The sequence below is a fragment of the Streptomyces durocortorensis genome, from assembly GCF_016901035.1.
In the GTDB taxonomy this organism is placed as follows: domain Bacteria; phylum Actinomycetota; class Actinomycetes; order Streptomycetales; family Streptomycetaceae; genus Streptomyces; species Streptomyces durocortorensis.
Genome location: NZ_JAFEUF010000074.1, coordinates 15,887 through 27,411, shown reverse-complemented (window position 1 = coordinate 27,411; position 11,525 = coordinate 15,887). Strand labels below are relative to the sequence as shown.

General features: G+C 71.2%; 14 protein-coding genes. 5 read left to right on the top strand and 9 right to left on the bottom strand.

Annotated elements, in window-relative coordinates:
* Window positions 1-214: 214 nt before the first annotated feature.
* The 3 genes from JS521_RS16515 to JS521_RS16505 form a co-directional block, all read right to left on the bottom strand.
* Window positions 215-811 (bottom strand): dihydrofolate reductase family protein, encoded by a 597-nt coding sequence (locus JS521_RS16515; RefSeq protein ID WP_205083750.1) that lies wholly within the window; start codon window positions 809-811, stop codon window positions 215-217.
* Window positions 812-1,012: 201 nt separating this feature from the next.
* Window positions 1,013-2,062 (bottom strand): DUF5954 family protein, encoded by a 1,050-nt coding sequence (locus tag JS521_RS16510; protein WP_205083749.1) that lies wholly within the window; start codon window positions 2,060-2,062, stop codon window positions 1,013-1,015.
* A 31-nt stretch (window positions 2,063-2,093) separates the two neighbouring features.
* The gene (locus JS521_RS16505) at window positions 2,094-2,345 is read right to left on the bottom strand and encodes a hypothetical protein (RefSeq protein ID WP_205083748.1); all 252 of its coding nucleotides are present in this window, start codon (window positions 2,343-2,345) and stop codon (window positions 2,094-2,096) included.
* 236 nt (window positions 2,346-2,581) lie between these two features.
* On the opposite strand from JS521_RS16505, the gene JS521_RS16500 reads away from it, so the two are divergent.
* On the top strand, window positions 2,582-3,643 hold the full coding sequence (locus JS521_RS16500) for a helix-turn-helix domain-containing protein (RefSeq protein ID WP_205083747.1): 1,062 nt from the start codon (window positions 2,582-2,584) through the stop codon (window positions 3,641-3,643).
* A 52-nt stretch (window positions 3,644-3,695) separates the two neighbouring features.
* Window positions 3,696-4,283, top strand: coding sequence for a Uma2 family endonuclease (locus JS521_RS16495; RefSeq protein ID WP_205083746.1), 588 nt, complete (start codon window positions 3,696-3,698; stop codon window positions 4,281-4,283).
* Between the two features lie 3 nt (window positions 4,284-4,286).
* Here JS521_RS16495 and JS521_RS36685 read toward each other — a convergent pair whose 3' ends face one another.
* The 4 genes from JS521_RS36685 to JS521_RS16480 are packed head-to-tail and all read right to left on the bottom strand — an operon-like array spanning window position 4,287 to window position 5,997.
* The gene (locus JS521_RS36685) at window positions 4,287-4,433 is read right to left on the bottom strand and encodes a hypothetical protein (RefSeq protein WP_239487372.1); all 147 of its coding nucleotides are present in this window, start codon (window positions 4,431-4,433) and stop codon (window positions 4,287-4,289) included.
* Window positions 4,417-4,605 carry a hypothetical protein gene (locus JS521_RS36680; protein ID WP_239487371.1) on the bottom strand — a complete coding sequence of 63 codons (189 nt, stop codon included), beginning with the start codon at window positions 4,603-4,605 and terminating at the stop codon, window positions 4,417-4,419. The genes JS521_RS36685 and JS521_RS36680 overlap by 17 nt, the downstream gene beginning before the upstream one ends.
* Window positions 4,606-4,648: 43 nt before the next feature.
* Window positions 4,649-5,467 (bottom strand): class I SAM-dependent methyltransferase, encoded by an 819-nt coding sequence (locus JS521_RS16485; protein ID WP_205083754.1) that lies wholly within the window; start codon window positions 5,465-5,467, stop codon window positions 4,649-4,651.
* 59 nt (window positions 5,468-5,526) lie between these two features.
* A complete protein-coding gene (locus JS521_RS16480) occupies window positions 5,527-5,997 on the bottom strand; it encodes a hypothetical protein (RefSeq protein ID WP_205083745.1) in 471 nt (156 codons plus the stop codon).
* A 167-nt stretch (window positions 5,998-6,164) separates the two neighbouring features.
* Between JS521_RS16480 and JS521_RS16475 the strand changes: the two genes are divergently transcribed.
* Window positions 6,165-6,737 (top strand): dihydrofolate reductase family protein, encoded by a 573-nt coding sequence (locus JS521_RS16475; RefSeq protein ID WP_205083744.1) that lies wholly within the window; start codon window positions 6,165-6,167, stop codon window positions 6,735-6,737.
* Window positions 6,738-6,750: 13 nt separating this feature from the next.
* Here the strand turns inward: JS521_RS16475 and JS521_RS16470 are convergent, their stop codons facing one another.
* Both JS521_RS16470 and JS521_RS16465 read right to left on the bottom strand, forming a co-directional pair.
* The gene (locus tag JS521_RS16470) at window positions 6,751-7,275 is read right to left on the bottom strand and encodes a P-loop nucleotide/nucleoside kinase family protein (RefSeq protein WP_205083743.1); all 525 of its coding nucleotides are present in this window, start codon (window positions 7,273-7,275) and stop codon (window positions 6,751-6,753) included.
* 79 nt (window positions 7,276-7,354) lie between these two features.
* Complete coding sequence (locus JS521_RS16465; RefSeq protein ID WP_205083753.1) at window positions 7,355-8,512, bottom strand: acyl-CoA dehydrogenase; 1,158 nt, start codon at window positions 8,510-8,512, stop codon at window positions 7,355-7,357.
* A gap of 207 nt (window positions 8,513-8,719) precedes the next feature.
* Between JS521_RS16465 and JS521_RS16460 the strand changes: the two genes are divergently transcribed.
* Window positions 8,720-10,063, top strand: a complete 1,344-nt coding sequence (locus tag JS521_RS16460; protein WP_205083742.1) for a UDP-glucose dehydrogenase family protein — start codon at window positions 8,720-8,722, stop codon at window positions 10,061-10,063.
* 47 nt (window positions 10,064-10,110) lie between these two features.
* Window positions 10,111-11,301, top strand: a complete 1,191-nt coding sequence (locus JS521_RS16455) for a GDSL-type esterase/lipase family protein (protein ID WP_205083741.1) — start codon at window positions 10,111-10,113, stop codon at window positions 11,299-11,301.
* Window positions 11,302-11,525 lie beyond the last annotated feature (224 nt).

Below are 11,525 nucleotides of genomic sequence, written 5' to 3'. Positions count from 1 at the left end.
GCGGGCGTGGGCTCCCCCCATCCCCCGGCTCCCCGCCCGCCCGCTCCTCGGCGGGGGGGGGGGGGGGGGGCGGTCCCCCGCCGGCCGGGGGCCGCCCCGGGGGCGCCTGCCCGGGCGGGCCCCCCCCCGCTGCTGTTCGGCCGCGTTCCCCAACCGATGTGCGAGGCAATCGGGCGCCGCGCGTACGCCCGAAAGCCACCTGCACGAGCCGCGATCAGCCGTTGACGCGCGTGTAGGTCAGGAACACCGCGCCGCTCTTGAGAACGGTGTGGTCGGCGAGCGTCCAGGTGCGCGGATCGAAAGCAGCCTTGCGGGAGAACAGCGGGATCCCGTCGCCGATGGTCAGCGGGCCGACCTTGAGGATCAGTGTGTCGATCTCGGCGTACAGGGAGCCCGCCAGCTCGGCGCCGCCGATCAGCCAGATGTCTTTGCCGTCCTGCTGCTTGAGCTCCCGTACGGTCGCCACCGGGTCGTCGGCGACCAGTTCGACAGAGGGGTCCGGGCTCTCGGTCAGGGTCCGGGAGAACACCAGGTGACGCAGGTGGGGGTAGGCATCTGTGATTCCGGCCGCAAGACCGATCTCGTAGGTGCGCCGCCCCTCGAGCACGGTGTCGAAGTGCGTGCCCTCCGCCGTGACGGACAGTGCCTGCCGGACATGGACGGGCAGCGTCTCCGGGTACTCGGCCACGAGGTGCTGGATGTAGTCCTCGGGTATGGGCCAGAAGCCGTTCGGACCGGTGGGGTCCGCGCCGTCCGGGCCCGCGATGAAGCCGTCGAGAGTGGTGGCGATGTAGTGGACGAGCCTGCGCATGCCGTTTCCCTTCTTCGGTCCGCTGCCGCGGTGCGGCCCGGGCCGCCGGTTGACGTGCCGGGATGCGAGGCCGCTGAGTGATCATGACACCTGACCGACCAGGACAGGTCCGGTCGGTCATCGGTGCGTCGTCCTCGCGTCTCGGCTCGCCTGTCCGCTGCGCTCGGGAGCGGAGTAGTCACATGATCGGCCGGACCATGCCTAGTCGCCGTAGGTGACGACGCCGTGCTCGTCCATGGTGGGCTGGATCTTGGAGGGGCCGTAGTCGTCCACGTCGGACGGGCGCGGCCTCTCCGGCCCGTCCGGCCCGATCCGCATCACGCGCTCGACCCGCACGACCTGGAACCGGCGTCCCCGCAGCACGAGTTCATTGGGCCTGCGGCGCGCCATGAACTTCTTCGCGGCCCGCTCGTTGACGGCCTGCTCCTTCTCGTCCACCTTCATCCATGCGGGCAGCTCGGGCATGTCCGGCAGATCCGGCAGCTGGGGCACGGGCCGTGTGAGGTGGTGGACGAGGGCGCGTCGGGCGCCCTGCGGGGTCGAATACTGCCCGGTCACCATCGACCAGGACAGCTCCTTGCTCTCCACCACCCGGAACGTCGTCGGGAGGAGCACGACCCCCGGGTGAGTGGTCACCGCCCGGCGGGAGTCGGCCCGTACGTCGCCGGGGAATCGCTCCGCGGTGTAGGCGAGCCGCAGCAGCCCGGCCCGGTCGATCCCCTCGGTCAGCCCGACTGCGGCCGCGTGGTCGACCACGAAGCCCTTGCTGCGGGAGGGCGGGTCGGGTGCGTCCAGGTCCCAGCCGTCGTCGTCCGGGTCGGTGGCCCGGGGCGGCTCCAGGCGCCCGTCGCCGATCCGGGTGAACTCGTCGGCCCGCACGATGCGGTAGCGGACCCCGTCCGCCGTCACCTCGTTGACCGGATCGGTCTCCAGCCGGGCCACGGCCTCCAGCAGCGACCGCCGCACGGTCCGGTCCTCGGTGTCGTCCTTGGCCTTGAACCAGAGGTGCGAGTTCAGCTCGTCCCGGGCCATCTGCGGGAAGCCGGTGTCGAGTTCACCCAGCAGACGCCAGCGCGGCCGGTCGCCGCGCCGCTGCTCGGCGAGCCCGAACAGCGGCCCGCGAACCACGATGTTCGGATACTTGCGAACCGACGCGAAGGCATCCGCCTCGGTGACCTCGGAAACCGGGTCGTCGCGGCGGGTGACATTGATCGTGAGGTGATCCGACGACTTCCCCGAGTGATGGTCCATGCACTCAGTGTGCCGAAGAGGGCCGCCGGGATCAGGGGTTCCGCAACAGAGGCGTATGCCTCAACTGCCGGAGACGTACGGGAGGAGGACGGGAGGACGGGAGGAACACGAAAGAAGGGCGGAGCTCGGCGGCGCGGAGCCCTGCGACCTCCCGCCGGAGTCCGATCTGCCGCCCCGCGGTGGCCATGACCGTGCCGAAACCGCTGCTCACACCCGGGTCGTGGCGCATCACGACCCGGTGCGGGTCCACCGGATCGTGGCCGACCGCGACGTGGTGGGCCACGACATCAACTACTTAAAGAACCAGGAGAAATAACCCAACCCCACCCCACCTGATGCCGGTGGTCAGCTGCGGGAGGGGCCCGTCACTCGCGCGGGTGAGATTCATGAACTGAGCTGGATTCTGGCCGGGTTGGCAGGCATATGCTCACGCTGACCAACACCCAGACATGAGACGGCCCCCGCCGGGACGGCAATCCCGAGCGAGGACCTGACCACCACGGAAGAGAACGCTTCCCGATGGATACCCAGCACGATATCGCCCTGACCCATGCCCCGGCCCGAATTCCCGGGCCCGTACCGCCCTCCGGCGTCCTTCACGCCGTGATCCCGCACACGAGCCGGTTCACGATCGTCGGCAACCACCTCGCCCAGCACGCCGAGCTGTCCCTCGTCGCGATCGGGATCGGCGTCCACATCCAGTCGCTGCCCGCCGGAGCAGAGGTCGGCATCAAGACGCTCGCGGCCCGCTTCCCCGAGGGCGAGGTGAAAATCGCCTCCGCCCTGCGCGAGTTGGAGGCTCACGGCTACCTGCACCGCACCCGCGTGAGGCTCACGAGGGGCCGGGTGGCCACCCGCACGGTGTTCTGCAACCAGCCGGGGGCGGTGCCCGTGATGCCTGCTGTGCGTGCTGTGCCCGTGGTGGCTGCCGTGCCCGTGGTGGGCCCCGCGGTACGCAACCCTGGGCCCACGCCTGCCCTCGTACGGGAACACATCCGCGTACCGGAGCTTCCGGCACCGGTGCGGGAGCCCACCGCCGTACCGGAGCCCACCGCCGCACCGGAGCCCATCCGCGTACCCGAGCCGACCCCCGTACCGGAGCCCGTCCCCGCGCCGGAAGCCCCGTACGCCCCGGTCCGCTTACCGTCGCGGACCGCACCCAAGCAGCCACGCCGGCCGCTCCCCCACCCCCACGCGCTCACTCCGGAGCTGAGGCAGACCGCCTCGGCGCTCCTCGCCGACCTGCGGCGTCACGCGGAGGAGCTGGTGCTGTCGGAGGAGGACGTCGAGGAGCTGGTCCCCGGGGTGGCCGCCTGGCTGGAGCGCGACGCGACCACCGACGCGATCCGGCACGCCCTCACGACCGACCTCCCGCACCCGCTGAAGCACCCGGCGAGGCTCCTCAAACACCGCCTCACGGTCCTCCTGCCGCCGCCGCTCCCCGGCCTCCACGCCCTCGCGCCGCCTCGCCGTGCGCCGGTGACCCCGTTCCAGACCTGCGAGGACTGCGACCGGGCCTTCCGCTCGCACCACCCGGGCCACTGCCGCGACTGCCGGGCCGGGCGCTGGGAGGCGGCCTAGCATGAAGGGGACGATCCTGGCCCCCGGGCACCGACGACGAGGAGTGGGCACGATGACCATCGCCCCGGACGACGCACGGCGTGACGCCCACCTCTACCAAGCCATGAGGGATTTCGTCGCGAACACGGACGGCGCGCTTCCCGGCAAATTCGAGATCACCCGGGAAGGGATCGTTCACGACATGATGGCGCCTGTCGGCCCTCACGAGCTCACGACGCTGCGTATCCGGAAGCGCATGGAACACGTCATGCCGGAGGAACTGGTCGCCCACACCGGGACGCCCGACGTGGAGAGCGTCCAGCACGGCATGATGCGCCACCCGGACGTGATGGTGATCGCGGAGGCAGACATGGAGGTCGCCGGATCGGTCGACCCTCAAACCCTCATCGCGGCGATCGAAGTGGTCTCAGGCTCCAACCCGGACAACGACTGGGTGAGCAAGGTACGTGACTACCCGCTTCTGGGCATTCCCGTCTACGCGATCTTCGACCCGCGCACCGGCTCCGGGGCCGTTCTGTCGGACATCCACAGGACGCCGGAGGGGCCGCGTTACGCGACCCGTAAGGACTTCCAGTACGGCGAGGACGTCACGATCGCCGAGTGGACGATCTCGACTGACGGTCTGCCGCGGTACGCCTGACCGTCAGCCGGTGTCGGTGCAGTCGTACCGCTCGGCGAGCCTGGTGGCTACTTCCCGCATCACGGTCACGTTGTTGCGCAGGGCGACGTCTGCGGCGACGGGCCGCTTCTCTTTCAGCCTGGCCAGGTTCTCCTCATCCTGCGAGGGCACGATTGGCGCGCTGCACGGAGCATGCTTTGAACACGTAGTCGGCACTCTTACCCTTGCTCTCCCACTCGTCCGTGCTGATCTCGCCTCCCTGGCCGTCGTCGATCAGCTCCGCCGTCTCCCGGCTGAGCGCACCATGACACAGGCTCTGCGGCAGCGGCGTTCGAGAGGGCACCAAGCGATTCTCTGACAATGGGTCTCCGACCACGAGGCGCCCCCTACGCTTTCCCCCACGCCAGCAACGCGGCGTGCGGCAGCACCAAAAGGCCGTCCGCCGTACGGAATTCGGCGCAGAGTCCGTCGTACGCGCGCCGGGCCTCCGCGATCCCTTGCACCCCCCGGCTGTTGAGAACCTGGCCGAGCGCGCCGATCCCCCGCTCCGCCCCCTCCCACCAGGTGTCCGGGTCGCAGCGGTGCTCCCACGCCACCTCGGAGCACTCCACCCCCAGGAGTTCGGCCGCACCGAGCAGGGCCGCGAGCCCCTCCGGCGTACGGGGGAAGTCGTCCTCGGGGGCGAGTGCGGGGAGCCAGTCGGGGCGCGTGAGGCCGGCCGCCTGTATCGCGCGGCCGATCAGGGTCTGGCCGGGGGCTCCGGGCGAACGCCAGATGGTGACCGCCACCCGGCCGCCGGGGCGGGTGATGCGGCGCAGTTCGGTCAGGGCTTCGCGGGGGCGGCCCACGTGGTTGAGGACGAAGTTGCCGATGGCCGCGTCGAACGTGCCGTCCTCGTACGGCAGTTCCGGAAGATGCGCGACCCGTACGTCGGCGGTCGGCACGGCCCGGCGGGTCGCCTCCGCCATGCCGGGTTCGGCGTCGGCCGCGTACACGGACGCCCCGCGTGCGACTGCCGCCGCGCTCACGGTCCCGCTGCCGCAGCCAACGTCGAGGACGCGGCTGCCGGGCCCGACCTCGGCGGCGTCGAGGAGGGCCGCCACCGGGTGAGCGCAGAGCCGGGCGTAGGTACGGGCGTACGGCTCGGCCTTGCCGGACCAGATGCGCCGCTCGGCGTGGTCGAAGGGGGTGGGCGCGGGGGCCACGTCGGTCACGTCGGTCACGCCCGTCGTGTCGGCCACATCGGTCACGTCGGTCACATCCGTCACGGCGCGATCCCCTTCGGTTCGAGTTCGGCGAAGTCCTCGTGGAGGGCGTCGAGATGGCGGCCGGTCGGTACGCCGGCGGCGTTCAGCTCCGCGAGCCGCCAGCCGGGCAACTGCTCCTCGACGTCGGCGGGGAGCGACCCGTCCGCCGGGTCCGCCAAGGCGTACAGCACCCCGAACGCGGTCTCCCTGGCGACCTCGCGGGCCAGCGCGCCGAGGTCCTCGGGGGTGAGCCCGGCCGTGAGGGCCAGGTCGACGGCGTCGGCCGCCGCCCCGTCCGTCCGGTAGGCGTCCACCCACTGCCGGGCGGCCGTGCCCCAGGCGTCGACGTCCTGCCAGACCGTCCGCAGGAGGCGGTAGCGGGCGAGCTGCGGCAGCCCCTCCTCCGCCTCGGACTCGGCCCAGTCCCGGGCGTCGGCATCCGCCCCCAGGGCGCTGAAGAGGGCGGTCAGCCGGTCGATTTCGGTCATGGGGAGGGAGGCTACCGGCCGTGGCCACGGGAGAGCCGGACGGATGGGCCTGGCTGGACCGATGAGTTTCGGTGGGGTGTTCGGTCAGTACATCCGTAAGAGAGTGGGTGCCCAACGAAACACCCGCTGGCCACGAGATGCCCGTACGAGATACCCAGGAGCCCCCGATGCGCACCCTGATCAGCACCGCCTTCGTTTCGCTCGACGGCGTCATGGAGGCCCCGGGCGGCGAGCCCGGCTACCGGAACTCGGGGTGGACGTTCAAGGACATCGAGTTCCTGCCGGAGGCGTACGAGCTCAAGAGCCGGGAACAGGACGAGGCCGGCGCCCTGCTGCTGGGCCGGGCCAGCTACGAGGCGTTCAGCCCGGTGTGGCCGGGCATGGAGGAGTTCACCGGGTACAAGGCGATGCCGAAGTACGTCGTCTCCACCAAGCTGACCGACGGCGACCTGGTGTCCGACTGGGGCGAGACCACGATCCTGCGGTCGCTGGAGGAGGTCGCCGCGCTGAAGGAGACCGAGGGCGGCCCGATCATCGTCCACGGCAGCACCGAGCTGAACCGGAACCTCGCCGACGCCGACCTGATCGACCGGTACCACCTGCTGGTCTTCCCGCTCCTGCTCGGCGCGGGCAAGCGGCTGTTCAGCACGACGGACAAGGACCAGCAGAAGCTGAAGCTGGTCGAGCACGAGGTGTACGCGAACGGCATCCAGAAGAACGTGTTCGACGTCGTCCGCTGACCCGGCAGGGCGGTCAGCCGGTGCGTACCCCTCGCAGGACGGTCTCCGCCACCTCGGCGGGCGGGACACGAGTGGTGTCGACCACCTGAGCCTCCCGGCGGAGCCAGGGAAGTGCCTGCTCGTAGTCGGTGAGGTGGTCCAGCCGCCACTGCTTGGCACCGGCGCTCTCGGGCTTGGTGTCGGTCTCGATGCGCTCGACGAGGGTGTCCCGGTCGGTGTGGAGCAGGAAGTGGTGCACGGGGATGCCGGCCCGGGTCAGGCCGTCGTGGATCTCCTGCCAGTACGCCTCGACCAGCACGGTCTGCGTGACCACCAGCGTGCCGCCGACATGGTCGAGCACCTGCCGCGCGGTCTCCACGACCAGACCCCGCCAGGGTGGGAAGTCCTGGAAGTCCTTCTCCGGGACGCCGAGGACGTGCCGGAGCATCTCGCCGACCTTCTCGGTGTCGAAGAGCCGGGAGTCCGGGAGGAGCGAGGTCACCTCCTTCGCGGTGGTGGTCTTGCCCGCGCCGAAGGTTCCGTTCAGCCAGATGATCATCGGTCCACCCTAGGCGCATGCGTACGGCCCCCGGCAGTGTCACCGGGGGCCGTAGTAAGCAGCGTTGCGCAGAAGGCCGTTACGGCAGGTTGCGCGCCATCACGATGCGCTGGACCTGGTTCGTGCCCTCGTAGATCTGGGTGATCTTGGCGTCGCGCATCATCCGCTCGACCGGGTAGTCCCGCGTGTAGCCGTAGCCGCCGAGCAGTTGGACGGCGTCCGTGGTGACCTCCATCGCGACGTCCGAGGCGAAGCACTTGGCCGCCGCGCCCTGGAAGGTGAGGTCGGCGTCGCCGCGCTCGGACTTGGCCGCCGCCGCGTACGTGAGCTGACGCGCCGCCTCCAGCTTCATCGCCATGTCGGCGAGCATGAACTGGATGCCCTGGAAGTCCGCGATCGGCTTGCCGAACTGCTTGCGCTCCTGGACGTACCCCTTGGCGTAGTCCAGCGCACCCTGGGCGATGCCGAGGGCCTGGGCCGCGATCGTGATGCGGGTGTGGTCCAGGGTCTTCATCGCGGTGGCGAAGCCCGTGCCCTCCTCGCCGATCATGCGGTCCGCGGGGATGCGGACGTTGTCGAGGTAGACCTCGCGGGTCGGGGAGCCCTTGATGCCGAGCTTCTTCTCCGGGGCGCCGAAGGAGACGCCCTCGTCGGACTTCTCGACGACGAACGCCGAGATTCCCTTGGAGCGCTTGGTCGGGTCGGTGACGGCCATGACCGTGTAGAACTCGGAGACGCCCGCGTTGGTGATCCAGCGCTTCACGCCGTTGAGGACCCAGAAGTCGCCGTCGCGCACGGCCTTCGTCTTCATGCCCGCCGCGTCCGAGCCGGCGTCCGGCTCCGAGAGGGCGTACGAGAACATCGCGTCGCCCTTGGCCAGCGGGCCCAGGTACTTCCGCTTCAGCTCCTCGGAGCCGGAGAGGATCACCGGGAGCGAGCCGAGCTTGTTGACCGCCGGGATCAGGGAGGAGGAGGCACAGGCGCGGGCCACCTCCTCGATCACGATCACCGTGGCGAGCGCGTCGGCGCCGGCCCCGCCGTACTCCTCCGGGACGTGGACGGCGTGCAGGTCCGAGGCGACCAGGGCGTCCAGCGCCTCCTGCGGGAAGCGGGCCTCCTCGTCGACCGCGGCGGCGAAGGGGGCGATCTTCGTCTCGGCGAGCGCGCGGATGGTCTCCCGGAGCATGTCGTGCTCCTCGGCCGGACGGTACAGGTCGAAATCGGTCGAACCCGCCAAGACGCTCACTCCCCAGATGCTAACTACCGTTAAGTAACTCAATTTTAGTGCGCCGACCCTCCGACGGCATACGTGCCGCGTACGTGAGCTTGCCGACAGGGGTGGGACATAGGGGATCCTCCGGGCAGATCGAGCGGTGAATTCCGGCCTGCCGGTCCCCGACTATGCTCGGTCCGCACGTCCGTCCGTACCTCCCAGGAGCACTCCATGGCCCTCAGGATCACTGTGATCGGCACCGGCTATCTCGGCGCCACCCATGCCGCGGCCATGGCCGAGCTGGGCTTCGAGGTCCTGGGGCTGGACATCGTGCCGGAGAAGATCGAGCTGCTGTCCAGCGGGCGCGTGCCGATGTACGAGCCGGGGCTCGAGGAGATGCTCCAGCGGCATGTGGCGGGCATCGCGGGATCCACCGGGCGGCTGCGCTTCACCACCTCCTGGGAGGAGGTCGCGGAGTTCGGCGACGTCCACTTCGTCTGTGTGAACACCCCGCAGAAGCACGGCGAGTACGCGTGCGACATGAGTTACGTCGACAGCGCCTTCGACGCGCTCGCCCCGCATCTGACCCGGCCCGCCCTGGTCGTCGGCAAGTCGACCGTCCCCGTGGGCTCCGCCGCCCGCCTCGCCGACCGGCTCGCCGAGCTGGCTCCGGTGGGGGCCGGGGCCGAGCTGGCCTGGAACCCGGAGTTCCTCCGCGAGGGCTTCGCCGTCAAGGACACCCTCCACCCCGACCGGATCGTGGTGGGCGTGCGCAGCGAGACCGCCGAGAAGCTGCTGCGCGAGGTGTACGCCGTGCCGGCGGCCGAGGGCTCGCCGTTCGTCGTCACCGACTTCCCGACCGCCGAGCTGGTGAAGACCTCCGCCAACTCCTTCCTCGCCACCAAGATCTCCTTCATCAACGCCATGGCCGAGGTCTGCGAGGCCGCCGACGGCGACGTCGTGAAGCTCGCCGAGGCCATCGGGCACGACGAGCGCATCGGCAAGAAGTTCCTGCGGGCCGGCATCGGCTTCGGCGGCGGCTGCCTGCCCAAGGACATCCGCGCCTTCATGGCCCGCGCCGGAGAGCTGGGCGCGGACCAGGCCCTCACCTTCCTCCGCGAGGTCGACTCCATCAACATGCGCCGCCGCGGCCACATGGTCGAGCTGGCCCGGGAGGCCGTGGGCGGCGGTTCGTTCCTCGGTAAGCGGGTGGGCGTCCTGGGCGCCGCGTTCAAGCCGGACTCCGACGACGTACGCGACTCCCCCGCGCTCAACGTCGCCGGGCAGATCCACCTCCAGGGCGGCCAGGTGACCGTGTTCGACCCGAAGGGGATGGACAACGCCCGGCGGCTCTTCCCGACCCTCGGTTACGCCGACTCCGCGCTGAAGGCCGTGCGCGGCGCGGATGTGGTGCTGCACCTGACGGAGTGGCGCGAGTTCCGCGAGCTGGACCCGGCGGAGCTGGGTGAGGCCGTCTCCCGCCGGATCATCCTGGACGGGCGCAACGCCCTGGACAGCGCTGTGTGGCGCGAGGCCGGGTGGACGTACCGGGCGATGGGCCGCCCGAAGGCCTGACGAGCCCGCACTGCTTCGCCTCCGCGTCCGGTGGACAGGCTGAGCGCATGGACGACTCGCGCGACTGGATCAGCACCCCGCTCACCGGCGACCTCGTGCGCGGCGCGCTCGAACTGGACCACACCGGGCGCGGCGGCCTCCTCGACCTCCGGCTGCCCGCCCCGGCCCGCGCCCGGTTCGGCGGCGACGAGCAGGTGGCTCAGGCGGAGTCGGAGCCATCGGGCGTCCGCGTGGTCTTCCGTACCCGGGCCACCGCCGTCGAACTGGACGTCCTGCGCACGGTGATGGCCCACCGGGGTCTCCCGCCCCGCCCGGACGGCGCGTACGACCTGTACGTCGACGGGGAACCCGCCGGCCGGGCCTCGGCGAGCGGCGGCAACGTACTGATGGTCGATCTGTCCGACGGATCGCGGGAGCTGTTTCCCGGCAGCCCCGGGACCGTGTCCTTCACCGGGCTGCACGCGCGGGAGAAGACCGTCGAGATCTGGCTGCCGTACACCGAGACCACCGAGCTGATCGCCCTGCGCACCGACGCGCCCGTGGCAGCCCCGGAGCCGGACGGGCGGCTGGTCTGGCTGCACCACGGCAGCTCCATCAGTCAGGGCTCGGCGGCCGACAGCTCAGCCACCGCCTGGCCCGCCCTGGCCGCCGCGGCGGGAGGCGTGGAGCTGGTCAACCTCTCGCTGGCGGGCAGCGCGCTCCTCGACCCGTTCACCGCGTGCACCCTGCGGGACACCCCCGCCGATCTGATCAGCGTCAAGGTCGGCATCAACCTCGTCAACCGCGATGCGATGGGGGTGGGCGACTTCGGGCCTGCCGTGCACGGCTTCCTCGACACCGTTCGCGACGGGCATCCCACCGCGCCGCTGCTCGTCGTCTCGCCCCTCCTCTGCCCCGCGCAGGAGGACACCCCGGGGCCCGCCGCCCCGGACGTCTCCGGCGGGCAGGTCGGGTTCACGGCGCTGGGCGACCCCGCCGACGCGGCTCGCGGGAAGCTGACGCTGCGCGTCGTACGGGAGGAGCTGGCCCGGATCGTGGCGGAGCGGGCGGCGTCGGACCCGTATCTCTTCCACCTGGACGGCCTGGCCCTGTACGGCGAGGCCGACCACACCGAGCTGCCGCTGCCCGACCGGCTCCACCCGTGCGCCGCCGCCCACCGCCGCATCGGCGAGCGCTTCGGAGGGTTCGCCTTCGGGCCGGGGGGACCGTTCGCGGCGGGGGCGGCGGAGCGCCCCTGAAGCGCTCAGGCGTCTGAGGTCCGCTCCGGCACCTGAGGCCCGCTCCGGCACCTGAGGTCCGCTCCGGCGCCTGATGCCTGTCCGGCTCCTGGAGCCGCCGGCGTCGATCACCCGGCCCCACGCACGCGGGCCCGCCCCGGGGGGGAACGGCGGCCGGCCCCGGGGGGGCCCCCCCGGGGGGGCCGGGGGGGGGGGGGGAGAATTTGCCCTGGCCGGGCGGGCCC